The following is a 24,520-nucleotide window of genomic DNA, read 5'->3' on the forward strand; positions in this document are numbered from 1 at the left end:
CAGCCAAAATTGTGGGGCTTGTGGCTTCTCAAATCAATAGAAATCAACGAAGTATGAAATTAGCCATTGCGCTGCCACGCTGAATATAGAGGGTATCTGCCATCCATTCGCTATGGGCGTGCGCCCTATCTGCTTTTAGCGTCAGCGCATTTGATGAAAGATCCTTGAGCCCGCTGAAGCGGTTCCGCTTTTCCTACCTTTTGATGCGGTCAGAGATTTGGGAGCGCGCGTGGCTAACCAACTGCTGGTTTGTGGCTTCCCAAAAGCGGCCAATCTGGAAAACCCGTTATTGCTCGACGACAGCTTGTTCTGGGGATCTCTGCATCTCCTTCAAGAAGCCGACGACTGCGAGATCAAGACGTTTGGCGCCCCCGTCGCTTCTCAGAAGTTTTATCCCATGCACGACATCTGGATGCATGCAGATGACATCGCAACCGACCACCCAAACCTGAGAGCGCTCAACGCTGGTTGTGTAGGAATGCCGTTACTTGTGGAACATTTTCATTAAGCTCGGGGGTTCCGGGCTAAGGAGATGTTCTATGACCAAGGATCAACGCGAGATTCAGCGCAAATGGCCCTGCCGAGTAGTGGCAGGGCAATATTTGTCCACAGGCTACACTGAGCGCTTGTCTGAAGCTGGCTTCGGGCCATCAGTCGCGGGCGTTGGCGATGCCTATGGCAACATCCTCGCGGAAACGATCAATGTGCGCTACAAAACTGAGCTGGTCGATCGTCTGGGCCGGTGGCGTCACATGCAGGATATGGAAAAGGCCACCTTCAGCTGGGTCGATTGGTTAAACAACAGGCGCCCGCATGGCCCAATCGGGAACATCCCACCAGCAGTAGCTGAAGAGAACAGCTATGCAAAGTGCGTCGTGCTCGATATGGTCGCGTGAAATGAAGCTTTAGATCTCCGGCAAACGCGGGGCGTTTCAAACTACGACATAGGACAGTCACGCAAGACGCTTACACCTCGGGCTTGGCCGTGCGGGAAACTGCTGCCGTTCACCAATTTTATTTCAACGGCCGCTTTTCAGAAATTACGCACGTGGCCAATGAGGATGTTGGTCATCAATGACGATCGGATGGCTATGTGATCGGCCAAGGAGAATATGTGGGTGATCTACTGGTAGGTCAGCATGAGTATGTTCAATTGTTCCTGTATCGTCTTGCGCCCAAAGAATGACCCCGCCGGCCATCCCGGCCGCGGCCAGCAATGCAAGCACGGCAAATGCAGTCGTTGGCCCGGCTACCGTAATCAACCACCCAGAAAGTGGATAGGTGACAAGCCAACAGGCATGAGACAGCGCAAATTGAGCGGCGTAAACTGCAGGTCGGTCTTCGGCATGTGCGGATCGTTTGAGCAACCGCCCTGACGGGGTCAACACGACCGAATACCCAATCCCTATGATTAGCCAGCCTACAAGAAGCGGGACCCATTGCAGACTATAGGTCATCGACATGAGGGACAGGCCCAGTAAAGCGGTGACCAGCACCGCCGCACCGCCGATCATCACGGGGCGGTCTGGGCGGCCGTCCAGTAGACGGGGCAAAAGCAGTGCTGCCAGCATGGAACCACCGCCAAATGCGCCGAGTGCAATCGCCACTTGCGTGTCTCCCAGCCCCAGATGTGAGCGGACCAGCACCACAGTATTTACCAGAACCATCGCACCAGCTGCTGCCGCCGCGAGGTTGAGCGACAGCAACCCTCGAAGACGCGGTGTGGCGAGGTAAATCCGCATGCCACGTGTGGTGCGATCATAGATGCCTCTTGGCGCCGATGGTTGTGGGCTGGGCAGCATCACGGACACGACCAGCAAGGCCGAGCCAACAAAGCCGATCACTGTGCCGACGAACAAGACATGATAGCTGACGACGGCCAGAAGGATCGCAGCCAACATCGGACTAATGATGTTCTCCAAGTCATAGGCCAACCGCGACAGGGATAGCGCGCGGGTATAACGGTCTTCTTCGGGCAGGATATCGGGGATGGTTGCCTGAAATGTCGGCGTGAACGCGGCAGAGGCCGATTGCAGCACAAAGATCAGGATATAGACCTGCCAGACCTCGCTCACGAACGGCAAACAAAGGGCCACCGCCGCCCGGATCAAATCGAGACTGACCAGCATCCCCCGCCTGGGCCAGCGATTTGCAAACGCCCCCGCGATGGGGGCGATCCCCACATAGGCCACCATCTTGATCGTGAAAATCGTGCCTAGAACCAGACCCGCCCGCTCACCCGACAGATCATAGGCCAAAAGACCGAGTGCGATGGTCGCAAGCCCAGTGCCAAGCAAGGCCACGATCTGCGCCAGAAACAGATGGCGATAGGTGCGGTCGGCAAGGACTGCGAGCATGTTGATCCCTCAAAGGTATTTTGTGATGGCCTTGAAGTCTGCCACAGCGGATGTGTCACCCGTTCCAGCAATCGCCTCATCAAGACAGTGATCGATGTGGTCTTGGATTAACGTACGCTTGGCTTGCAGGATTGCCTTTTCAACCGCATGGAGTTGCTGGGCGATATCGGTGCAGGGTCTATTACCTTCGATCATCGCGATAACGCTCTGAAGGTGACCATTGGCACGTTTCAGCCGCTTTACGATATCGGGGTGGGTTGCATGGGTGTGGTGATCTGTCATAAGACAGGCGTAACCCCCCTGGGGGGATAAAGCAAGCGGGCCTTAACCCGCAAACTGCGGGTAAAATGAGACAGCAGATCGGATTTCATGTCAGGCTTATGCTGACCGTCGTTTTGGCGGTCTCTATGCTGTTGGTATCCAACGCACGGATTGCGGCACATGATATGCCTGAACTCACACAGATCGTGACGGATCATCAAACCGAGATCGCGGAGCATGGTCATGCCCACGAAGAAGTGGTCAGTGTATTGGATGCATACCATGGCCACGGCCATGATGTGGCCGACCACGATCACAATGTCGCATTCCTCCCCGATCGCAAAGCATCTGGGACGATGATGCCGACCCGCTCTAACTGGCGCATCGCCAATAGCGCATTGCCCAGTCATAGTATCGCCGATCTGGATCGACCTCCGCGAGGATGAAATTGCGTCCAAAGACGTAACTATCAACTCCTTTCACAAAGCGGAAAATTACAATGATAAACAACCGATCCTATGGGTCGGGGCCTTTGTCGCATCCTTTGCGGCAATCCCTGATCCTTATGGCAATGGTCATGCTGGCGTTACTCGCCTTCGCGACCACGGCCTATGCTCATGCTGTCACCGAAGGTGACAAGGGCTATATCCAAGAGGTCAGCGGCATGAAGCTGATCCCCTTCATGTATCTGGGGGCCAAGCACATGGTCACCGGATATGACCATCTGCTGTTCCTCTTTGGCGTCGTCTTCTTCCTCTACAAAATGAAGCACGTTGCCCTCTACGTCAGCCTATTTGCCATCGGCCACTCAACAACAATGCTGGCCGGTGTCTATTTCGGCTGGAATGTCAGCGCCTACCTGATCGACGCCATCATCGGACTGTCGGTGGTCTACAAGGCGCTCGACAATCTGGGGGCTTACCAGCGGTGGTTCGGTTTCCAACCTAATACCAAAGCTGCAACGTTGCTCTTCGGTTTCTTCCACGGGCTGGGTCTGGCGACCAAGATTCTGGAATATGAGATCGCACAGGACGGCCTGATACCAAACCTGCTGGCCTTCAATGTAGGCGTCGAGATCGGTCAGTTGATCGCCCTAGCTATGATTCTGATTGTCATGGGCTATTGGCGCAAGACCACCAGCTTTTGGAAACATGCCTATACCGCAAATGTCGTGATGATGTCCGCCGGCTTCATTCTGTTTGGAATGCAGATGACAGGCTACTTCGTCGGTTGAAATTTTGGAGACTATGAAAATGCATAACGGAAACAAACCAAACCTTGATGAGCTGCCAACATCTGCGCAGCTTATCAAATCCACGATCGCCGCCGCCGCCGCGGCCATCGTTATTCTCATCACCGTCGTCTTGCCCTCGGAATATGGAATCGACCCCACCGGCGTAGGCAAGGCCATCGGGCTTGCTGAAATGGGTGAGATCAAAGGCCAACTTGCTGAAGAGGCCGAAGCCGACCGTCTTCAGGAGCTACAAAACAGTGGCTCTAGCAAACAGCAGTCCAGTCTCGGCGGTGGGTTATTTAGCTTCTTTGTCGGCACAGCTCATGCACAGACCGCAGAACCAGAATGGACGGATCAATTCAGCGTCACCCTTACGCCGGGCGAAGGGACCGAGGTCAAGCTCGTTATGGAAGACGGCGCAGTGGCTGAGTTTCGCTGGGTCGTTGAGAATGGCGTCGTCAACTTCGATCTGCACGGCGACGTTGGTGGGGAAAACATCAGCTACGAAAAGGGCCGTGCCGTTGCTGACGATGAAGGTATCCTAACTGCCGCATTCACTGGCAATCACGGCTGGTTCTGGCGCAACCGGGGCGAGCAGGACGTGACTGTAAAGCTCTACGTGCGCGGCGATTACAGCGAGATGAAATTGCCATAAGAAAAAAAGATGGCCTCTGCCTGCGTGGTAGAGGCCATTTTCCGCGGCACGCTTTGCCCATCAGGATCGCACCGGACATAAAGTGGTTCGCGCATGCCCGATATCTTGCGGCGATCTCCAGTCAGTTTATCCCGTTTTCACGCTGCAAGGCCCGCACATAGGCCACAACGTTCAGAATATCCGCGTTGGTGACGCCTTCTACTGGTGGCATATCGCCAAATTTCCAATGATGCGCCCGAACGCCGTTTTGGGCGGCCATGACAAAAGCCATATCCCCGTGATGGCTCGGTTCATAAATGCGGTGGATCAAAGGTGGGGCAACGCCTTCCTGACCTTGTGCATTGGCGCCGTGGCAGGCCGCACACACCGCATCATAGGCGCGGTTTCCCATTTGCTCTTGTTCCGTCAACCGTGTCGGCAGTGAAACCGTAACCATAGCGCCATCCGTAAGTGGAGCGGCGGCGGTATTATTGGTGTTATCGGATTTTGATTGCACCACATACCAAGTGCCGGTTGCAAGGGCTATGGCAGCAAACAGAAGTGCCAGTTTATTCATGTCGGTCTCTTTCATATTGACGCGCGAACTTGGGGCGCTGAGGGAAACCCAACGCCCCATTTGAGCGTTACTTCAGGGCTGTCACAGTCAGCTTGCCGTTCACACGGTCGGCCAGAAACTCGACATCTTTGCCTTCAGCCAATTTGGCGATGATCGTCTCATCGGCGCGGAACACCATCGTCATCGCGGGCATGCCAAGATCAACCAATTCCTCGTGGATAATGGTGACTTTGCCAGCGTTGGCGTCCAGCTTTTTGATGGTGCCTTTGGTGTAGGTTTCGGCCGCAGCGACCGACAGCGATGCCGCCAAAGCCAAAGTTGCCAGCGAGAGTGTTTTGAAAATGTTCATTGGATCGTCCTTTGGTTGGGTTTGGGGATTAGTTGACGGTCAGCGCGCCGTGCATTCCGGCCTCGTAGTGACCGGGGATAAGGCAAGCGAACTCAAAGCCGCCCGCGTTCGCAAAGGTCCACACGATGGTGCCCTTTTCGCCGGGTTGCAGGCGGATTGCGTTGGGGTCGTCATGTTCCATCTCCGGGAATTGCTCCATCACCTTCTTGTGCTTGGCATTGTTGTCCAAGGTATCCATGACAAACTCATGCTCTTGCTCGCCATCATTGGTAATGGTGAACTGCACGGTTTCACCGGCCTTGAAAGCGAACTCGCGCGGTTCAAACAGCATTTCGCCGTCGTCGGTTTCGACCAGCGAAACGCTGACTTTGGTCATGTTGCCAGTCATTTTGGCAGGCATGCCCACTTCCATCATCTCACCATGGCCACCGCCGTGGGTGCCGCCCGCAAAGGCAGGGGAGAGGGTCAAGGCGAGAAGGGTCGTCGCAAGGGTAAGTTTCATTTTGTGTTCCTGTATATCGGGTGGCCCATTCAGGGCCGTTCGGGGTTAGCCTTTGTCCGCAGACGCTGGGCGAGGCGTAATCTGGGTTTTCGGGTTGGTATTGGTGGCGAATTCAGGCAACTCGCCTGTCCATTCATAGGCTTGTTCGCCGGGTGGATTTTCATACCAACCGGGGTCGGAGTAATCGTCGGGCCCAATGCCTTCGCGGACCTTCACAACCGAAAACATGCCGCCCATTTCAATCGGGCCATATGGCCCCCAACCGGTCATCATCGGGATGGTGTTGTCAGGCAGCGGCATTTCCATAACGCCCATATCGGCCATGCCAGCGGTGCCCATCGGCATGTATTCCGGCTGGAATTCACGGATTTTCTGGGTCAGCGGCTTTTTGTCGACGCCAATGAATGTCGGCACATCATGGCCCATCGCATTCATTGTGTGGTGGGATTTGTGACAATGGATCGCCCAATCCCCAAGATGGTCGGCCACAAATTCATAGGCCCGCATTGCGCCAACCGGAATGTCGATCGACACCTCCGGCCATTGCGCACTTTCGGGCACCCAGCCGCCATCGGTGCAGGTAACCTTGAAATCATAGCCGTGCATGTGGATCGGATGGTTGGTCATGGTCAGATTGCCAACCCGCACCCGCACGCGATCGCCACGGTTGACCACCAGCGGGTCGATATCTGGGAAGATCCGGCTGTTCCATGTCCAGAGGTTAAAATCGGTCATGGTCATGATCCGTGGAACATAGGTGCCGGGATCAATGTCATATGCGTTGAGCATGATCAGGAAATCGCGGTCCACGGGCATGAACGTCGGGTCTTTGGGATGAACGATGAAAAACCCCATCATCCCCATCGCCATCTGCACCATCTCATCCGCATGCGGGTGATACATAAAAGTGCCTGATTTGGTCAGATCAAACTCATAAACATAGGTCTTGCCGGGTGGAATGCCTGGGTGCGACAGCCCACCAACCCCGTCCATGCCAGACGGCAGGATAAGCCCGTGCCAATGCACCGTGGTATGTTCCGGCAGGCGGTTGGTGACGTAAATGCGCACGCGGTCGCCTTCCACGGCCTCAATCGTGGGGCCGGTGGATTGGCCGTTATAGCCCCAAAGATGGGCGATCATGCCATCGGCAAGCTCGCGTTCCACAGGTTCTGCGACGAGGTGGAACTCTTTGACGTTGCCGTTCATGCGGTGCGGCAGGGTCCAGCCGTTCAGCGTGACCACGGGTGTATAATCCGGCCCCGAATTGGGGCGCGGCGTGATTAACGTGCTGGCGCTGTCCATCTGGGCGGCCTCGGGCAGACCCATATTCGTGGTCTTGCCCCAAGCTTGCGAGGATACAAGCGCAGCACCCGCTGCCCCTACCCCGATCAATTGACGTCTGTTCAACATCGGAAATCCTTTCAAATTTTGGGTCAATGGCCTGCCCCCCCAGCAGCGATTGCCGGGCCTTCGCTTGCCCCTGAACCACCCGACCCGCCGCCATAGATCGCAGCTGTCAGCTCGGCCTGCGCGAGGTAGAAATCACGCTTGGCATTTGCCGCCTCCAGCTGTGCGGCAAGCTTTTCGCGCACATCTGTCAAAAGCTCGAATGTGTTGGTGATCATGCCATTGTAAGACAGCAGGCCCTCTTCCTCGACCGTCGTGCGCAGCGGCACGACGACATCGCGGTAATGGCGCGCGATTTTATAGGACGCGTGATAGGCAACCTCCGCCCCGCGTGCTTCGGACCGCACGTTGACGGCCTTTTCTGCCAGCACATTGGCGGCTTGCAGATAGGACAATTCGGCCTTGCGCATCCGCGCCTTGCCAGAATCGAAGATGGGAATGGCAAACTCAAGTTCGACTTGCGGAGTCACGACCTTTTCGATGTCTCCGTCATCGCCAACCTCACGTTCCAACTCGGCCCCTGCGACAATCTCCAGATCGCTGACGATCCGGGTCTGGTCGGTCAGGCCAAAAGCTGCGGCTTGTGCCTCTAGCCCCAGCTTTGCGATCCGGAGGTCAACGCGGTTCGCCAAGGCCTTTGCCTCCAGATTGCGGATCTTGCCAACCGAATTTGGCAAGGCGGGTAACGCATCGGGGACGGTGAAATTCACATCATCACCCCATAGCCCCATCAGCCGTGTCAGCTCCTCCTTCGCACGGGTTGCGTTCAGCCGTGCCATGGCAACCTGTCCCGCAAGTTCCGCATTAAAGGCTTGCTCACGTGCTTGCCCCGCCTTGTTCAGCGCACCGGTTTCGCCCAATTTACGCGCCAATTCCGACCCCGCATCCGAGGTGCGCTTGGCTTGGGTCAGATAGCTGACCGTTTCAAACGCGGCGACGGCGTTGATCCATGCAACCCGCGTTTGATTGGCGAGCGCCAACGTGTCATGAACGGCCGATTGCTGGGCTTGCTGAAAGCCGGCATCGGCAATTGCGACCCGCTGTTTGCGCGTTGTGGCATCCAGAACATTGACCCGCAACAAGCCCTCAATCGCACGGTATGCGCCCAGCTCGGGCGCGCCTATCCCTAGTAGGCCTATTGATACCACAGGGTTTTCTGGGGTCGATTGCTGCCAAGCCTCTGCGGCAGAAAGCCCTACGTTGGCATAGGAGGCTTGAAGGCCCTTATTGCTGAATAGCGCCGCCTGAACAGCGGTTTCTGCACCGATGCGCTTGCCGCGCACCAAGGCCTGAACCTGCTGGCGCAAGGCGTCATTTTCAGCCTGTGATTGGGCAAAGGCGGTTTGTTTTCCGATTGCCGCAGAGGTTTGGCTCGAGACGGCCGCAAATCCGGCTTTGTTATTCGTATAGGCGCCGGGAACGGCCCCGACACAGGCGCTCAACAACAGCGGACCCGCAATAAGCAAAGGGTTTTTAAGGAGGCGCATCAGTTGCCCTCCGTCTGTTCTTGATTGACGTCACGCCAATCGCGCGGCCCGGTCGGGGCGCGATAGGTGTAACCGGCTAGCGGGTCTGCGGCGCGCAGCGGAGCGGCGGCCCCAGGAAGGCTTGCGGCCTGTAAGGCGGTGGTATCGGGAAGCGGTGCTGGCGTAGATGCACAGGCACCAAGCGCCAAGGCACAAGCCCCGGTTAGGATTTGGGATTTCATGTGTATTACCTGATCAAAGGACAATTCGCGCGGAGCCCGCGCAAAGAGGCCGACCCCGCGGGGCCGGAGGTCAGATCAGGTGTTTGGGAGGCCGCAAAAAGCCATTGCTATCAGCTGCGACAAGCGTCGAATGGAGCATAACAGGGTCAAGCGGCGTGGCATCGGCAAGCGGCGACGCAAAACCATCAATCAGAATCGCCGCCAGACACATGCCCGCACAGCATTGATGAAGGCCTGTATCGGAAGAAGATTTTCCGGTGCTTGTGTCGCAATCCATTTGTGTAGCGGCGTGCGCATGGGCCAATTCGGCTGTGTGGCCAGCACTTTGTGTGACCTCAGAATGGTCACTATGAATACCAATCGCCGCATGCGCCGAGGTCGATGGGAAAACCGCCAAGGCAAACGCAAATACAAGGCACGCAAGCACCTTGATCACACCTGCAATGGAATTCCCTTGTTTCATGCAACATCGATGGCGCAAGCTCGGCCCTCTGTCAACGCCTCCTTCCCTGAATGGTTTCTGACAAACCCGTGAGTTCCGGCACTATTTCAATAATTTTGGGAACCCTCCAGCCTAGGAAGATCGTTTTGTTAAAAGAACAAGCCATCCGGGGGACAAACAATGACTTATGGACGTTTCTTTGCAATGATTTCGACATCGACGGTGGTCATGTTCGGTTTGATGTATCTGAACACTTATTTGCTCAGCCATATTTTTTGGTCTGAGACGCGGGCTTACATGGCCGTTTTGATGGGAGCCGTTATGGCGATCATCATGTTGGCTTTCATGTTTTCGATGTATCCAAGCAAATCGGTCAACTTGGCGATATTTGCAGCGGCAGCGGTGTTTTTTGGCGGATCACTGTGGCTGGTTCGCAGCCAAGTGACGGTCGGCGACACCTCTTACATGCGCGCGATGATCCCGCATCATTCGATTGCCATTATGACATCAGGTCGCGCCAACATCGCGGACGCGCGTGTGCGAAAGATGGCGGACGGGATCATTTTTGCACAAGACAAGGAAATCGCAGAGATGCGCTACCTTATCAATGATATTGACGCGAATGGGATCAAAGAAGACCTGCCCGATCCGGCGCCTGCAGAGATTGTGACGCTTGACCAAGCGATGGCCACCGCAGAAGTGGCAGGTCTTGACCCGGAGTTCATGAGAAATGACGAAATAGCGCGCTTGTTTCCTGAAGGGGAAACCTGCCGTTTCAGCTATACGCCAGACAGCCATCCAGTGCTGGTCGTGGGAAAAATAGACGGCGCAGAAACCGCGTTGTTCAAGATCAGTGGTGATTTGGTGAAATTGGTCGGTGACAATTCTGGCGGGTTCACTGCCGATGGAGTTCGGATGACCTTGGGCCAAGTTGATGGTTTAGCAATCACACCATCTGACAGGGCTGTTGATGCAAACCTGACCATGACCCTCGATGCAGGGCTGAACACCGGATACCGCGGATACGTCCGCTGTTCTGCGGCAGGGTCGCTATGAAAATCCCTGCGTCTCAATATGCGATCACTTCTTTCGTGATGCTCTTGACCTTCCTGTAGCTGGAAGGCCCAGAGTTCCAATTGGTTTCGATCTCCGTTTGCAACGAACGGAAGGGATAACAGCGCTGGCGCGGCGAAAACGATACGGCGCTTGTGCGGTATGCGACGCTTAAATCTGCGCGCGACGCTGCAAACGGCGATTGCCCGAGATGGGCCTGAGCAGTGTTTATCAGCAGATAAGAAGCTATCACAGGATAGGTAAGAGCGATGATGAACGGATATGGTTACGGAATGGGCTTCGGCTGGATATGGATGATCGTCATCCTTGTTTTGGTCGTCCTCGCAATCGCGGCGTTGGTCAAATACCTGCGCAAATGAACCCAAAAGGAAATATAATGGATTATACAATCAACCGCCTGATAACGGGCGCTGGTTTTGAAGCCGTTGATGGCAGCCTGAAGGTCAGTGCGATTGATCCTTTAGCTTCAATGCAGGGAATTGATAACGCGGCACTGCATGCGGTGGCGGGTCAGGTGCGTGACCTTTTAGCCAAGGCTGTCGAGGAGATTTGAGATGAGCCTGCGCCGAGGCCTCCTTGTAACGATGGCAATTCTCGGGATCGCCATGCTTGCGCTTTGGTGGTTCGCGCCGTCACTATTGGCTGATGCCCGTCAGCTTATGGACCGAGACGCGCTTGAGGCAATGGTGGCGCGGGCGGGCCTCTGGGGACCTTTGTTGATCATCGGTCTGATGACTGTCGCGGTGGTTGTTAGCCCCCTTCCCAGCGCTCCGATAGCCTTGGCGGCTGGTGCCGCCTATGGCCACATCTGGGGCACGGTGCAGGTAGTCATAGGTGCCGAACTTGGCGCGCTGATCGCGTTTGGGCTGGCCAGAAATCTCGGGCGCGACGCGCTGCGGCGCCTGTTCGGTGCAAAGGTTGATGCAGGGTTACTGGGGTCGCAGAACGCCCTGACACGGACCGTATTTGCCAGCCGCCTGATGCCCTTCGTGTCCTTTGACATGATCAGCTATGCGGCAGGGCTAAGTTGCCTGCATCTGTGGCGTTTCGCCGTGGCAACATTGGCAGGAATTATCCCAACAAGCTTCGTGCTTGCGCATTTTGGCGTTGAAGCGATCAGCGGAGACATGGGCCGCACCACTTGGGCGGTCTTGGGACTTGGACTGCTCACCGGATTGCCCCTGCTATGGGTCGCGTTGAGACAAAACACCGAAAAGGAAAGTTGATGGCGCAAGCGGTGCAGGTGTTTTCGCGCGGCAGCGTCCGGCTCGCACCATATAGACGAATGCGACGACGAATAAAGCTTGAGCTTCCAGTTACTGGATGGCTTAGGCCAAAGAAATCCAACAGAAAGCTGTGACACCATGGAACATGATCATTCACACACATTGTCGAAGATCCCCGAGGGCGCTGAAACGGCAACGGATCCGGTCTGCGGTATGACGGTTGTGGTTGGACCTGAGACGCGCCAAGCAAAATCTGAGGGCGCGACTTTCTATTTCTGCTCTGACAAATGCCAGACGAAATTCAGGGGTGATCCATGGTTCTATGCGCAGGGACGCGCCAAAGATCGCAAGAAGACGGTAGCGGCTGACAAGCAATACACTTGCCCGATGCACCCCGAGATTGTCCGTGACGCGCCCGGTGCCTGCCCGATCTGCGGTATGGCGCTGGAGCCGATGCTACCAACAGACGAGCCCAGCGAAGAATTGACAGATTTCACGCGCCGGATGTGGATTTCCGCGACGGCAGCGGTGCCGCTCATCGTTTTGACGATGGGGGAATTCGTCGGCCTGCCGGTGCGTGATTGGATCGGCCATCAGATCGCTAGCTATCTGGAATTTGTGTTGGCGACGCCAATTGTTCTGTGGGCCGCAGCGCCCTTCTTCAAGCGTGGTTGGGACTCGCTGGTCAACCGATCCCCGAACATGTGGACGCTGATCAGCCTTGGCGTGGCGGCGGCCTATCTCTATTCAATCGTGGCAACCTTTCTGCCAGGCGTCTTTCCCGATGCCTACCGGATGGGCCAAGGCGTCGGCACGTATTTTGAGGCGGCGGTGGTGATCATCACGCTGGTTTTCGTGGGACAGGTGCTGGAGTTGCGAGCGCGGGAGCGCACAGGGGATGCTATCCGCGCCTTGCTTGACCTTGCACCAAAAACTGCGCGGCGCATCCTGCCAGACGGCACCGAATACGATGCCCCGCTGGAAAACATCATGGAGGGTGACCGCCTTCGTGTGCGCCCCGGCGATGCCGTCCCGGTGGATGGTGTGGTGATCGAGGGGCGGTCCAATCTGGATGAAAGCATGCTGACAGGCGAATCCATGCCCGTTGAAAAGGGTGCAGGAGATGCCGTGACTGGGGCTACGATCAACAAAAACGGGTCTTTGGTCATTGAGGCGGGCAAGGTCGGGTCTGACACGGTGCTCGCGCAGATCGTGGCGATGGTGTCGAACGCCCGCCGCTCACGTGCGCCGATCCAAGGCATGGCTGACCGGGTGTCGGCGGTGTTTGTGCCGACTGTGGTGGGCACGGCACTTCTGGCCTTTGTTGTCTGGATGATCTTTGGGCCAGAGCCTGCGCTGGTTTATGCCATCGCCTCCGCAGTTTCGGTGCTGATCATTGCCTGCCCCTGCGCGCTTGGTCTTGCCACCCCGATTTCAATCACTACGGCGGCCGGACGCGGGGCACAGGCAGGCGTGCTGATCAAGGATGCCGAAGCGCTGGAACGTATGGCAAGCGTAGATACGTTGATCGTGGATAAAACCGGCACGCTGACCATGGGCAAGCCAAAGCTGACCGATATCGTTGCGCTTGGAGACGTCACTGAGTCCGACCTTCTGTCAATGGCCGCCGCTCTTGAGCGCGGCTCGGAACATCCCTTGGCCGAGGCCATTGTCGAGGGAGCCGAAGCGCAAGGTGCTGACCGGCAAGAAGCTGCGGATTTCGAGTCCGTTACCGGCAAAGGCGTGCGCGGCACTGTTGGCGGCCGCGCTGTGGCCCTTGGCAACACGGCAATGATGCAAGAAATGGGCTTGGACACGGCGCAGGCCGAGGAAAAGGCGGATGCGATGCGGACTGAGGGCAAGACCGCGATGTTCGTCGCCGTGGATGGCGCGATTGCTGGCATCGTGGCGGTGGCTGACCCGATCAAGGAAAGCACCGCGCAGGCCATCAAGGCGCTGCATGCGCAAGGCCTGCGCGTCATCATGGCGACAGGCGACAATGAACGCACCGCGCAGGCGGTAGCAAGCAAACTTGGTATTGACGAGGTGCGGGCAGGTGTCTTGCCCGAGGACAAAAAGAACCTGATAGACCAATTGCGCCGTGACGGGCACAAAATCGCAATGGCAGGTGACGGGGTAAATGACGCGCCCGCTTTGGCGGCAGCAGATGTTGGTATAGCCATGGGGACCGGCGCAGATGTGGCGATGGAAAGTGCTGGCATCACGCTTTTGGGCGGTGACCTGATGGGCATCGTGCGGGCAAGAAAACTGGCCCGAGCCACTTTGCGCAATATCAAGCAAAACCTGTTTTTCGCCTTTGCCTACAATGCTGTCGGCGTGCCAATCGCGGCTGGGCTGCTTTATCCGGTCACGGGACTGCTGCTGTCGCCAATGATTGCGGCAGCGGCGATGAGCTTGTCCTCAGTCTCCGTCATCACCAACGCGCTGCGCTTGCGGCGGGTTGATCTGTAAAAAACAAACAGAGAGATTCCAATGACAACCTTCCACATCCCCGACATGAGCTGCGGCCACTGCAAATCTACCGTAGACAAAACAATTCACAGCCTCGATCCATCGGCACGCATTGAGTTCGATATGCCAGCGCGAAAGGTCTTCGTCGAAAGCAATACTGATGGGGCGGCTGTGGTAGCCGCGCTGATGAAGGTTGGCTTCCCCGCTTCGGTCGCATGACAGCCCCTTACCAATGTGCCACGGAACCTTTTCCCATTGGGCTGCGTCCACGTCACTGTAGAGAATAGCAGACGTGCCGCCGGTCGTGCTGGGCGGCTTCTAACACTGGCACCGAGTATTATGAGAAAATGGCTCTAACAAACGAATATCAAAATATCAGAACGAACCCCATAGACCTATAGAGCCTGACAATCCGAAATATGATCCCCACTTCCCGCCCAGACTTCGAACTTGTCATCAATGTCTCAGATGGCAAAAAACGCCATTCTTTGCGCAATCATAAACCTTTAGTGCGTTTGCCCGATTGCGCTCAATCGAAAATCTGCAACAGAAAAGCCCATCCGGAAAATACTTAGTTCAAGCAGGCGCTATCCCAAGGCGGCCGGTTACGACTGGCGCATAATTGACGCACAAACGGTCTAAACCATTCGACAATATAGCCGGTATCAGGCGTCTCTAAACGCGCCTAGAGTGTGTAGTCTCGCTTAAGCGAGGACGAAATAGAACAAACGACCATGGCTCACGCAGCCTCGTAGCGCGAAAAAACTTCGGTCGTGCCGTCGCGCCGGATCAGGAACACATCATACGCCTCGCGCTCGCTTTCCGGCCCCATCCCCGGAGAACCGTAAGGCATACCAGGCACTGCCAAGCCGATGGCATCGGGGCGCTCGACCAGAAGGCGCCTTATATCGGATGGTGGCACATGGCCTTCCAGCATATACTGATCAATCCGGCCAGTATGGCATGAGATCATGTCCTGCGGGATACCATTGTCGGATTTATACTGCATCAGCAAGGTTCCAAGACTGTCCTCGGTGGTAACCGCAAAACCTTCGGTCTGCAGAACATCGACCCAAGCCGAACAGCATCCACAGTTTCGATCCTTGACGACATGAACGGCAGGATCTGCTGCAAGGGCCGGCCGGGCGATGGCTGAAGCTCCGGCGATCAACATCAGGTGGCGGCGTGTTAAGGTGGCAAAAGACATGGTGAGCTTCTCCTCAGGCAAGAATGCGGCGTAATTTTGGAACAGCGAAACGCCGATCCTCGTGGAAGTCAATGATGCTGGCAAATCGCCCGTTGGCATAGAACAGGAAAACGCCCGCAGTGTGGTTAATGGTGTAGTCGCCGTCCACGGTAGGCATTTTCTCAAAGCTGATGCGAAAATCAGCGGCCGCGCAGGCTGTCTCGCCCATACTGCCGGTAAGGCCAATGATCCGCGGGTCGAAATTAGATAGGTAATCCGCAAGCACATCCGGTGTGTCACGCTCCGGGTCGACTGTGATCAGAGCGACCATCAGCCTGTCGGCGTCTGAGCCAAGCGCTTCCAACCAGTCAGCAATATCAAGCAGCGTGGTTGGGCAAACATCGGGGCAATAGGTAAAGCCAAAAAACACCATGGCAGGGCGTCCCCGCCATTCTGCGACGGTGACCTCTTGCCCTAGGTGATTGGTCAGACGCCAGTCCATTTTCGTTAAGCGCAATGGTAGCAGTGCGTTGGGAACGGCGCGGTTACGCGCTTTCCATGCCCCCAATCCCAACATGAAAGCCGCAGCCCCTGCCACTCCGGCAAGCGAGAGGATTACTTGGCGTCGACGCACGCAGCCTCCTGTGCCCGCATCGACAAAATATCCACCGTCACATCAAGCGTGCCTGCCTTCTCGAAAGTCAGAGTGATAGGAAATTTTTCGCCTTCGACCAGCGGCGCGGTCAGGCCCATGAGCATCCCGTGAAATCCTCCCGGAGACAGAGCCACAGTTTGGCTTGCTGGAACGGGAATTGATGCAGCATGGGGCATCGCGGCGACACTATCTGTGACAGTGGTTTCATGCAGCATCGGCATGCTGGCCGCCGGTGTCGTGAGGCCAAGTAGGGCGTCATCCATGGCGCCGTCGTTGGTGATCTCCAGATACAAAACCGCTGGGCGCCCCGTTCCGATAGAGGCACGGGACCAAGCCTGTTGGACGCTGATATCGCCGCTCGTAAAGGTTTCACAGGCTTGCGCCATTGGGGCCGCCAACAAAAATGCCATTGCAGGAAGGAGATTTTTCATGTGTCAGAACCTCGATTTCAGATCGGAAAGAATGGCATCGGCAGGGGTGCCATAGTCGAATTGGCGCAACCAATCACCCTTCGGGCCGATAAGGTAAAGGGCTGCACTATGCGACATGGTGTAAGCTCGGATCAGAACAGCGTCATCGATAACAGGGGCTGTTGCTGCGGCAAGGGCGGCGTCACGCTGACGGGTGACGTAAAAGGCGCCGCTACCAAAGGCTATCACGCCCAAAGCGGTCGAGCCGAGAACAAAAGCGCGGCGATTCATGCGCGGGATACTTTTAGCAACTTGAGATCGGCCAGGACGGCCGCAAAAGCGATGGTGGATAGGTGGGGCAAGGGCAGCCCAAGGACCAGCTGTGCCTGATCTGTGCAGGACGAACCTGATGCGGTGCAAGGTGCGATGGCGGCAGGGATCAACCCTGCATACAGCCCGCTGTGCCAAAGTGCCAATGCGAGCCCCGCCAGTGCGAGGGGCAGCGCGTATATACGCACGCCTGTATCCCCGCGCAATGCTCCGATCCCTAATATCGGCACCAAAGGAAACATGGCGATGCGCTGATACCAACACAGAGTGCAGGGCATCTGACCCAAGACCTCACCGATGAACAGCGCGGCCAGGGTGGCGACAAGGGCAATCCCGAAAGCTACCGCCAGCGCCCCTTCCAAACGGAAAGTTGTAAGGAATCCGTTTTCACGCATCGGCATTCTCCTGCTCAGGTGCCTTACGCAGCATTGCCAAAATCAATGCTACCGCCCCAAGGCTGATCGCCACATCGGCCATATTGAAAGTCGGCCAATGCCACGTCCGCCAATAGACGTCGAGAAAATCTGTCACCATGCCTTGCCGCACCCGATCAATGATGTTCCCGAGCGATCCACCGACGATCAGAGTCAGCCCCAGCCGTTCCCATCTGTTGTTTGTCCGCAATGCCATGATGGCCATGAGCAGTGTCAAACCACCCGTCAGGGCAATCATGGCCCATGGCCTGCCTGCCATGACCCCGGACAACAAGCCAAAACTGGCACCTTCATTGAAACCAAGTGCGAGATTAAAGCCGGGCGAAACAGGATAGGGATCTCCTTGCGTCAACCAGACAAGCGCCATGAGTTTTGTGATCTGATCAAAAGCGACCACCCAAACCAGAACAAAACCCATCGCAAGACGCGTTTCCGGAATTTCCATTTTCAATCCGATCCAGCGCGGAACATCCTTGCAATATGCTAGGTAGGGCTGCCCAAGCGTGCGGGCCAAAGCAGCTTCCTCTGATCGGATTTGCAGGCTGGCCGAGGTCAGGAATATCACGACAGCCGCCGCGGTCGGCAGCGCTGGGATCGCCAGTGCCACACCGGCCAACAGCATAGCTTGCCCCAAGAAAGTCGGATTGCGGCTGATGCGAAACAACCCGGCCTGAACCAGGGCTCCGGTATCAACCTCAGGAACCCCGACCCGCCAAGAGGTGCCCATCGACTTTTGCGCCAGAACGGCGACCATCGCGCCAACTGCTGCGACGCAAATACCAATGATCCCAAGGCCGGGAAACGCGCCTTCGGTCCACAGCGGGTCAGTCTTGTGCAGTGCCGGAACTGCCAGCCAAAGCATTGGTCCAAAGCCTGCCACCACAAAGGATGAACGAAACCCAAGCGCGGCGACTCGGTCGCTGCCCTTGGCCTTGCCAAACAGCCAGACCGATCGTCCTATTGCACGCGAGGCCATCGCATTGCCCCAGACGAACAGAGCAAGATATGTCGCCAAAATGGCAAGAACGACCCACCCAAACAGTGATATCACGTCATCCCTCCCGCTCAGGGTCAAAGCGCAACAGGCGCAGCGCGTTTAGGGTCACCAGCACGGTGGCACCGGTATCAGCCAGAATGGCGATCCACAGCCCAGTAATTCCCAACACGGAGGTCACGAGAAAGACCGCCTTCAGCCCCAGTGCGAGCGTCACGTTCTGGCGGATATTGGCCATAGCACCCCGCGCCAACCGGATCTGCGCAGGCACATCCGTAACCCGGTCGCGAAGAATGGCGGCATCGGCGGTTTCCAGCGCCACATCGGTGCCCGATCCCATCGCCACGCCAACCGACGCCTGTTTCAGCGCCGGCGCGTCATTGATGCCGTCACCAATCATCATCACATGACCGGTCTCACCCATCTTCTTGATTGCCGTCAACTTGTCCTCGGGCATCATTTCCGCCTGAAACTCTATGCCGAGGCCGCCCGCAATAGCCGCTGCCGTGCGTGGGTTGTCGCCTGTCAGAACCACTGGTGTGATCCCCATGGCGCGCAACTGGCGCACCGCATCGACGGCATCGCTGCGCGGTTCGTCCCGCAGCCCAAACAGGGCAAGGGGTTCGCAGGCACGGTAAAGCACGGCAACGGTCTTGCCTTCTTCCTCCAGCGCTGTCGCGCGCCGCAACCCAATACCGTCCAAGCCGCCTTGTTCCATCGCATATTTGGGGTTGGTGACCCAAACGGACGCGCCGTCGATCACTGCCTCAACCCCTTTACCCAGGATCGCGCGGGCGTCTTTCGCCGCCAATACAGGCGCATTTGCGTCCTTGGCCTTGCCGGAGATTGCCATGGCGAGCGGATGGTTTGAGCCGGCCTCAACCGCTGCCGCAAGTGATAACACGGCGCTTTCCTCCAACGCCCCCAACGGAACCACATCCGTCACAACCGGGCGACCATGCGTCAGAGTGCCGGTCTTATCAAAGGCCACATGGGTGGTCTTGGCGGCGGCCTCGATCACGGCCCCGCCTTTCATCAACAGCCCCTTGCGCGCACCTGCAGACATGGCCGAGGCAATGGACGCAGGCACCGAAATCACCAGCGCACAAGGGCAACCGATCAGCAAAAGTGCGAGGCCACGATAAATCCATGTGTCCCACGACTGCCCGAACACGAGAGGGGGCACGAGGATAACCAGCGCTGCCACACCGACAATTGCAGGCATATACCAGCGGCTGAACCGATCAATGAACCGTTCTGTCGGCGCGCGGGCTTCCTCGGCCTCTTCCACCAATTGGATAATGCGGGAAATTGTGTTGTCCTGCGCAGCTTTGGTCACTCTCACGCGCAAGGCGGCCTCTGTATTGATCGAGCCTGCAAAGACCGCATCGCCTGGCCCTTTGGTGCGCGGCACGCTTTCGCCCGTTACCGGGCTTTCATCGATGCCACTTGTGCCCGATGCAATCTCACCATCCGCTGGGATGCGATCACCGGGACGCACCAGCACGATCTGGCTCACAGTCAGGGTTTCCGCGGGAATTTCACGGGTGGTGCCATTTTCCTCCAGCAGCGCCGTTTTGGGCACGAGATTGGCTAATGCACGAATGCCGTCACGCGCTTTGTTTGCCGCAACGCCTTCCAGCACCTCGCCCACCGCAAACAAAAAGACTACCAACGCCGCCTCTTCCGCCGCGTTGATGAACAGCGCGCCAATGGCGGCAATCGTCATCAGGCTTTCGATGGTAAAAGGTTGGCCGACGCGCAGCGCGGCAAAGGCCCGTTTGGCCACGGGTGCTACTCCGATCAGGCAGGCAACAAAGAACGCCCAATAGCCGATCTCAGACGAAGTCAAAAGTTCGATGGCCCAGGCGACCACCAAAAGAATACCGGTCACGATGACCAGTTGGCCCTTGGAGGTCTGATACCAAGGCCGGCCCCTGTCGGCGGGGTCGTCATGCACATGGCCTGCACTCCCGTGGCCCGCATCAGGGCTGGATTTGGCGTCATGGTCATGGCCATCGTGATCGGAATGATCCTGCCCATCTGCCTGCACGGGCATCACAAACTCTTTCCGCGCGGCGGCCTCGCCCTTTGGCGCAATGCCGTAGCCAAGCGATTTGACTGTCGCCTCAATCCGCCCACGGGGGGTTTGCGCCTCATCCAGTGTCAACCGCAGGCGTTCCGTCATCAGTGCCACACTGATATCAGAAACCCCCGGCAGCCGCCCCACGGCATCCTTGATTTTATTGGCACAAGATCCGCAGTCCATGCCCGAAACGGTCCATTCGCAACTGCTTTCGGTTTGTTCAATGGGTGGCGTGGTCATATCTGTCTCCGGTCTGGTCAAGGCATTGCCCTTATTGATTCCCATCTTTAATGTCTCTAGCAACTAGAGGTTCAAGAGGTTTTTTATGCTGACCATCGGAAAGTTAAGCAAGACTGCCGGCGTCAAAGTGCCGACGATCCGCTATTATGAAGAAATCGGTCTGCTGCCCGAAGCGGAAAGAAGCGCCGGAAATCAGCGCCTTTATGGCTCGGCCACAATGGACCGGCTGACTTTCATCCGCCATGCCCGCGAGCTGGGCTTCACGCTGGAGGCCATCCGCGACTTGCTCAGCCTGTCCGATACCCCCGATCAATCCTGTGCGGCAGCGGATCAGATCGCAAAGGCACAACTTGTCGCCGTGCGTGACCGCCTTGCCCGCCTGCGCGCCCTGGAAGTCGAGTTGGAACGGATGATTGCCCAATGCGCCCATGGCACCATCGCCGATTGCCGCGTGATCGAAGTGCTGGGGAATCATGATCTATGCGGCCATGCGCATGACGCGACCGGCCATGCGACTTTGTAGTGTCATCCCACGGCTCGCGACAGCCGCCACCAGCATACCACCGCAAAGCCGACAAAAATCAAAAGCCGCAGGATGCTTAACGCGCCCCATCCCTGAGCCACGGCGCGTTCGATCACAGCACCAAAGTAATACCCGGCGTCGACCCAAAACCCGGTCCACAATAGCACTGACGAAACATTCAACCGAGTGAAGGCGGGCCACATCACTTCCATCAGAACGACCGACAGGGCCCTGTTCATGCACATCACCTTCGATCACCCACGAGATTTGAATGACCGATTCGTCAACTGTTGGCGGGTCACATTCGCAACCCTCAGACGGTTTTACCGTCCGCATACCCTGCTGAAAGTGTGAAATTATTTTTGGAGTAGGGCAATCAGTTTAATTCGCATTGCTAAACGACCAAAAAGCTTCGTCTAGCCCGCATGCAAAATGGATATCAACTTCTTTGTCCACAGAAAATAGATCGGGCCTGTTGGATTTTTTCTTGGGCTGCTCTTACTGAAAGAGTCGACACTCAGAAAAGGAGATCGACATGGCAAAGACGCCGAGGGGAATCACCCCCGAAAATTTAGAGAAACTCATTGCCCACATTAAAGGGTTGCCAAGTGTAGAGCCAGCGACAATTCAGGCCTTTGACGCGATCAACGAGAACAAGGCCGTATTTCGTGCCGCAATGGACAAAGGATACAGCCGCGACCAGTTGGTGGACATGTGGAACGAATACGGTTCGGCGATTAAAGCAGAGACGTTTGGAGGGCATTTGCGCAAAGCACTCAACCCGCAAAACATCGCTAAGAAAGGAAAATCGGCACAGGTAAAAGCGGTAAAGGCCAACAAAACTGAACCGCATAATGTAGAGGAACCCGAGAGCGCCGAAATCAAACCAACGCGCGCCGAAGATCCTGAAATGGATAGTAGCCGTAACGCGGATAGAGACGCCAGCGCATCAAATATTGATGCTATTCATATTCCAAAGGCGGCTCAAGTTCACACAGAAGCCACTGAAAATGCGTTGATTGATGAGATCCTTGCGAAGCAAAACGCAGCCAATGGATCAGGGTCTGAGCATGGCTAAAGCGGGTGACGGCGGGGTGCGTTCGGATCGTCGGCAGATGGATGGCAGCGTTTGCGTCCGGTGTTGGGCCCGTGACAAACAGCGCTTCAAACAGACATCACTGAGGCTGGGATTTCCAAGTCTCAGTGCATGGATCATTGATCTAATGGAAACGCCAAACGGAGCCAGCCTGCGCCTGCGCCGCGTGATATCCGGCCAACTGGGACAGATCGGGGCGCGGGCAGCGGCACTGGCCTCGTATGATCTGCCGAAGGAGGTAAAGGAGGAAGCAACCGCGCTTGCTGCTCAGATCGCGCGGATACAAAAAGACCTGATGATGGGGCCCGCAGATGCTTCCGAAACAGATTAAAAATCACCCTTCTGGAAACAATCCCAACGAGTGTTTTCGGGCGCGGGTCAAGTATGTTTGCGACAAAGCGACGACGGTTAAGCTGATTAACGTAACAGGCGACTGGGAGAGCGCGGCGCAACAGATGGCATTCACGGCGGGCCTAAATCCGCGATTGCGTGCGCCATGCTGCCATCTCGTCTGCAGTTGGTCGGAAACGGAGACCCATTCTGATAGCGACATGATCTTTGCGATCGAGATGGTGCTTCAGGAATTGGGTGCTGGCGAACATCAAACGGCGATCGGCATCGACCGCAATCGACCCAGCCCTCACGCGCATGGTGCATTCAGCTTGGTGAACCCATTGTCAGGTGCAACGCTATCGATGAGCGATAGCTTCAAGCGGCTTGAACTGGCCTGTCGCAAAGTAGAATACCGGATGGGCTGGCCTTCTGATCGAGGTCGGTTTGATGTCGGGATGGATGATAGTGAGATCGTGTTGATCCACAAACCCGCATCACATTGGGAGCACAAAGCTCTGGAGCGCGCGCATGGGCTGCGGCCGGTAGGCCGAGCGGCGAGAGAACAAGATAGACGCACCGGCCGCAAACATCTGCGCGATACAATGACCGGCGAACGGTTGGATCGGCTCATCGTAGCTTTGGATCACGCGAACAGCTGGCCTGTCGTTCATGCAGCCCTGTCCCGTATCGGCCTTGTATATCAGAAGTTCCGCTCCGGCGCACGTATTGTGGAGACTTTGACGCAACGCCACATGCCGGCAACTGGATTGGGCACGCGTTTCGGAATGCGCAAGATGTGTGAAAAATTGGGAACGTTTGTTGAGGCAACGGTGGCACTGTCGCTGGCGAAGACTACAACGCCCCACCTCAAACTTCGCAAGTTGAAACTCAAGCAAAAACGCGAGCGCGCGACGATGCGCATGAAGCTCCGCGGTAGCAAGTCACCGGAGGCACAGGCATTTCGTGCTATACTGCGGGAAGATCACATTCACGAGATCAAAGCCTTAAGGCTGACGCTTAGCCGTGGGCCGTCAGCGACCAAAATCGAAACGACAGAATCTGTGCTGGACCGATATAGCCATGCACTGCGTCAGCAGATCAGTGATTTGCCCCGTCTGGACGATCATACGGCTCGGCGGCAGAGCTGGATGTTATCAAATTACTACGAGGCCAGTGGCGTTCCCGAAGCGTTGAAAGACCTTACATCGAGCTATCCGCAGACGATCCGTGCGGATTCCAAAGGCGACCTTTTGTTTGCCGCACGCCTCATGGACGGCAGCATCGCATCATTTGATCGGCTGTCATTAGAGGCTGTTCCACCCAAGCTCATGCCCGCAACATCCGCTCTTGGCGTCACTACGATCGGACCTCAACCAGCCAACACATGCCTTTTGGTGCGCACTTCGCTGGATGCACTCAAAGAGATGCTGCAAATAGACGGGCCGATGCCTTTGGTGATTGTGATTGGCGCTGGCCTGGATCCGGTTCGCAAAGCGCATGTTGAATGGCTGACACGGGGTCGCAAGATTGCGATTAGCACCGCATCGTTCGACGACGCGCCACATATGATGGATCAACTGCGTGAAATGTTCCCACATGCAAAAGATTGGGACGAAGCGATTAATATAACTGGCGATGACCTGATTGAGTTGCCCAGCGAGGTTACTGACCTGTCGGCGTGTGGCGATATTCCCCCGCCATAGCAGCAGGTGGTTGCCAACAGATCCGCAGCACCAAGAGCGTGAGTCTTATATTGCGAGCGCATGCAGACGCTTAGATGCGCAAAACAAAGTCCATGCCGTCGCCATTTGCATGACGCTTGGGGTGTTCAGGATTTGAACGGCTACTGCGACATCTGGGGCGTAGACCTAAGCCCTGCCCTAGAATTGACCGTATTTCCCAGAAACTATTGGCCCAGAAAACGCCGCGCCCGACTAAGGCTTCGGCAGAAAACCTTGCTCTTTCAGCCAGTCTGACACGATTTTGTCGA

Annotated in this window: 29 protein-coding genes and 1 pseudogene; 14 read left to right on the forward strand and 16 right to left on the reverse strand. The window is 56.5% G+C overall.

The window, feature by feature from the left end; translation table 11 throughout:
- Positions 1–229 precede the first annotated feature (229 nt).
- Complete coding sequence (locus ACEN2S_RS10825; RefSeq protein ID WP_441866062.1) at positions 230–508, forward strand: hypothetical protein; 279 nt, start codon at positions 230–232, stop codon at positions 506–508.
- 85 nt (positions 509–593) lie between these two features.
- Positions 594–896: pseudogene (locus tag ACEN2S_RS10830) on the forward strand (integrase core domain-containing protein); the annotation flags it as partial.
- Positions 897–1,040: 144 nt separating this feature from the next.
- Here the strand turns inward: ACEN2S_RS10830 and ACEN2S_RS10835 are convergent.
- Complete coding sequence (locus ACEN2S_RS10835) at positions 1,041–2,357, reverse strand: MFS transporter (protein WP_441866064.1); 1,317 nt, start codon at positions 2,355–2,357, stop codon at positions 1,041–1,043.
- A gap of 9 nt (positions 2,358–2,366) precedes the next feature.
- Positions 2,367–2,639, reverse strand: coding sequence for a metal-sensing transcriptional repressor (locus ACEN2S_RS10840; RefSeq protein WP_441866066.1), 273 nt, complete (start codon positions 2,637–2,639; stop codon positions 2,367–2,369).
- A gap of 65 nt (positions 2,640–2,704) precedes the next feature.
- Here ACEN2S_RS10840 and ACEN2S_RS10845 point away from each other — a divergent pair, with 65 nt between their 5' ends.
- From ACEN2S_RS10845 to ACEN2S_RS10855, 3 genes are all read left to right on the forward strand, one after another.
- On the forward strand, positions 2,705–3,064 hold the full coding sequence (locus ACEN2S_RS10845) for a hypothetical protein (RefSeq protein WP_441866068.1): 360 nt from the start codon (positions 2,705–2,707) through the stop codon (positions 3,062–3,064).
- A 131-nt stretch (positions 3,065–3,195) separates the two neighbouring features.
- Complete coding sequence (locus tag ACEN2S_RS10850) at positions 3,196–3,852, forward strand: HupE/UreJ family protein (RefSeq protein ID WP_441866070.1); 657 nt, start codon at positions 3,196–3,198, stop codon at positions 3,850–3,852.
- A 13-nt stretch (positions 3,853–3,865) separates the two neighbouring features.
- Positions 3,866–4,507, forward strand: a complete 642-nt coding sequence (locus ACEN2S_RS10855) for a transmembrane anchor protein (protein ID WP_441866072.1) — start codon at positions 3,866–3,868, stop codon at positions 4,505–4,507.
- Positions 4,508–4,628: 121 nt separating this feature from the next.
- Here ACEN2S_RS10855 and ACEN2S_RS10860 read toward each other — a convergent pair whose 3' ends face one another.
- From ACEN2S_RS10860 to ACEN2S_RS10885, 6 genes are all read right to left on the reverse strand, one after another.
- Positions 4,629–5,063, reverse strand: coding sequence for a c-type cytochrome (locus tag ACEN2S_RS10860; RefSeq protein ID WP_441866074.1), 435 nt, complete (start codon positions 5,061–5,063; stop codon positions 4,629–4,631).
- 67 nt (positions 5,064–5,130) lie between these two features.
- On the reverse strand, positions 5,131–5,412 hold the full coding sequence (locus ACEN2S_RS10865) for a copper-binding protein (protein ID WP_441866076.1): 282 nt from the start codon (positions 5,410–5,412) through the stop codon (positions 5,131–5,133).
- Between the two features lie 28 nt (positions 5,413–5,440).
- Entirely contained in the window at positions 5,441–5,914 is a 474-nt protein-coding gene (locus ACEN2S_RS10870) for a cupredoxin domain-containing protein (RefSeq protein WP_441866078.1), read from the reverse strand.
- Positions 5,915–5,959: 45 nt separating this feature from the next.
- Positions 5,960–7,324 (reverse strand): multicopper oxidase family protein, encoded by a 1,365-nt coding sequence (locus tag ACEN2S_RS10875; protein WP_441866157.1) that lies wholly within the window; start codon positions 7,322–7,324, stop codon positions 5,960–5,962.
- Positions 7,325–7,347: 23 nt separating this feature from the next.
- Positions 7,348–8,808 (reverse strand): TolC family protein, encoded by a 1,461-nt coding sequence (locus tag ACEN2S_RS10880; protein ID WP_441866080.1) that lies wholly within the window; start codon positions 8,806–8,808, stop codon positions 7,348–7,350.
- Between the two features lie 291 nt (positions 8,809–9,099).
- A complete protein-coding gene (locus ACEN2S_RS10885) occupies positions 9,100–9,492 on the reverse strand; it encodes a hypothetical protein (RefSeq protein WP_441866082.1) in 393 nt (130 codons plus the stop codon).
- A gap of 159 nt (positions 9,493–9,651) precedes the next feature.
- Between ACEN2S_RS10885 and ACEN2S_RS10890 the strand changes: the two genes are divergently transcribed.
- From ACEN2S_RS10890 to ACEN2S_RS10910, 5 genes are all read left to right on the forward strand, one after another.
- Positions 9,652–10,527: a DUF305 domain-containing protein gene (locus tag ACEN2S_RS10890; RefSeq protein WP_441866084.1), complete on the forward strand. Its 876-nt coding sequence runs from the start codon at positions 9,652–9,654 to the stop codon at positions 10,525–10,527.
- A gap of 394 nt (positions 10,528–10,921) precedes the next feature.
- Positions 10,922–11,098, forward strand: a complete 177-nt coding sequence (locus tag ACEN2S_RS10895; RefSeq protein ID WP_441866086.1) for a hypothetical protein — start codon at positions 10,922–10,924, stop codon at positions 11,096–11,098.
- A 1-nt stretch (position 11,099) separates the two neighbouring features.
- On the forward strand, positions 11,100–11,771 hold the full coding sequence (locus tag ACEN2S_RS10900) for a TVP38/TMEM64 family protein (protein WP_441866088.1): 672 nt from the start codon (positions 11,100–11,102) through the stop codon (positions 11,769–11,771).
- A gap of 138 nt (positions 11,772–11,909) precedes the next feature.
- Positions 11,910–14,243, forward strand: a complete 2,334-nt coding sequence (locus tag ACEN2S_RS10905) for a heavy metal translocating P-type ATPase (RefSeq protein WP_441866090.1) — start codon at positions 11,910–11,912, stop codon at positions 14,241–14,243.
- 21 nt (positions 14,244–14,264) lie between these two features.
- The gene (locus ACEN2S_RS10910; protein ID WP_441866092.1) at positions 14,265–14,462 is read left to right on the forward strand and encodes a heavy-metal-associated domain-containing protein; all 198 of its coding nucleotides are present in this window, start codon (positions 14,265–14,267) and stop codon (positions 14,460–14,462) included.
- A 520-nt stretch (positions 14,463–14,982) separates the two neighbouring features.
- On the opposite strand, the gene ACEN2S_RS10915 is transcribed toward ACEN2S_RS10910, so the two are convergent.
- Genes ACEN2S_RS10915 through ACEN2S_RS10945 form a run of 7 tightly spaced genes read right to left on the reverse strand, consistent with a single transcriptional unit; the run spans position 14,983 to position 20,578 of the window.
- On the reverse strand, positions 14,983–15,450 hold the full coding sequence (locus ACEN2S_RS10915) for a DUF411 domain-containing protein (RefSeq protein ID WP_441866094.1): 468 nt from the start codon (positions 15,448–15,450) through the stop codon (positions 14,983–14,985).
- Positions 15,451–15,463: 13 nt separating this feature from the next.
- Positions 15,464–16,063: an SCO family protein gene (locus ACEN2S_RS10920; protein ID WP_441866096.1), complete on the reverse strand. Its 600-nt coding sequence runs from the start codon at positions 16,061–16,063 to the stop codon at positions 15,464–15,466.
- On the reverse strand, positions 16,045–16,515 hold the full coding sequence (locus tag ACEN2S_RS10925; RefSeq protein WP_441866098.1) for a copper chaperone PCu(A)C: 471 nt from the start codon (positions 16,513–16,515) through the stop codon (positions 16,045–16,047). Before ACEN2S_RS10925 ends, ACEN2S_RS10920 begins: the two co-directional genes overlap by 19 nt.
- Before the next feature lie 3 nt (positions 16,516–16,518).
- On the reverse strand, positions 16,519–16,785 hold the full coding sequence (locus ACEN2S_RS10930; protein WP_441866100.1) for a hypothetical protein: 267 nt from the start codon (positions 16,783–16,785) through the stop codon (positions 16,519–16,521).
- Positions 16,782–17,219 carry a disulfide bond formation protein B gene (locus ACEN2S_RS10935; RefSeq protein WP_441866102.1) on the reverse strand — a complete coding sequence of 146 codons (438 nt, stop codon included), beginning with the start codon at positions 17,217–17,219 and terminating at the stop codon, positions 16,782–16,784. The genes ACEN2S_RS10930 and ACEN2S_RS10935 overlap by 4 nt, the downstream gene beginning before the upstream one ends.
- On the reverse strand, positions 17,212–18,309 hold the full coding sequence (lspA, locus tag ACEN2S_RS10940) for a signal peptidase II (RefSeq protein ID WP_441866104.1): 1,098 nt from the start codon (positions 18,307–18,309) through the stop codon (positions 17,212–17,214). Before lspA ends, ACEN2S_RS10935 begins: the two co-directional genes overlap by 8 nt.
- 1 nt (position 18,310) lies before the next feature.
- Positions 18,311–20,578 (reverse strand): heavy metal translocating P-type ATPase, encoded by a 2,268-nt coding sequence (locus ACEN2S_RS10945; RefSeq protein ID WP_441866106.1) that lies wholly within the window; start codon positions 20,576–20,578, stop codon positions 18,311–18,313.
- 85 nt (positions 20,579–20,663) lie between these two features.
- Here ACEN2S_RS10945 and ACEN2S_RS10950 point away from each other — a divergent pair, with 85 nt between their 5' ends.
- Positions 20,664–21,101, forward strand: coding sequence for a MerR family transcriptional regulator (locus ACEN2S_RS10950; protein ID WP_441866108.1), 438 nt, complete (start codon positions 20,664–20,666; stop codon positions 21,099–21,101).
- Between the two features lie 2 nt (positions 21,102–21,103).
- Here the strand turns inward: ACEN2S_RS10950 and ACEN2S_RS10955 are convergent, their stop codons facing one another.
- Positions 21,104–21,340: a hypothetical protein gene (locus ACEN2S_RS10955; protein ID WP_441866110.1), complete on the reverse strand. Its 237-nt coding sequence runs from the start codon at positions 21,338–21,340 to the stop codon at positions 21,104–21,106.
- Positions 21,341–21,636: 296 nt separating this feature from the next.
- On the opposite strand from ACEN2S_RS10955, the gene ACEN2S_RS10960 reads away from it, so the two are divergent.
- Genes ACEN2S_RS10960 through ACEN2S_RS10970 form a run of 3 tightly spaced genes read left to right on the forward strand, consistent with a single transcriptional unit; the run spans position 21,637 to position 24,233 of the window.
- Positions 21,637–22,179, forward strand: a complete 543-nt coding sequence (locus ACEN2S_RS10960) for a hypothetical protein (protein ID WP_441866112.1) — start codon at positions 21,637–21,639, stop codon at positions 22,177–22,179.
- Complete coding sequence (locus ACEN2S_RS10965; RefSeq protein ID WP_441866114.1) at positions 22,172–22,528, forward strand: hypothetical protein; 357 nt, start codon at positions 22,172–22,174, stop codon at positions 22,526–22,528. The genes ACEN2S_RS10960 and ACEN2S_RS10965 overlap by 8 nt, the downstream gene beginning before the upstream one ends.
- Positions 22,509–24,233, forward strand: coding sequence for a relaxase/mobilization nuclease domain-containing protein (locus tag ACEN2S_RS10970; protein WP_441866116.1), 1,725 nt, complete (start codon positions 22,509–22,511; stop codon positions 24,231–24,233). The genes ACEN2S_RS10965 and ACEN2S_RS10970 overlap by 20 nt, the downstream gene beginning before the upstream one ends.
- Positions 24,234–24,520: the final 287 nt, after the last annotated feature.

This window comes from Phaeovulum sp. W22_SRMD_FR3 (genome assembly GCF_052113705.1).
Classification (GTDB): domain Bacteria; phylum Pseudomonadota; class Alphaproteobacteria; order Rhodobacterales; family Rhodobacteraceae; genus JBGQOG01.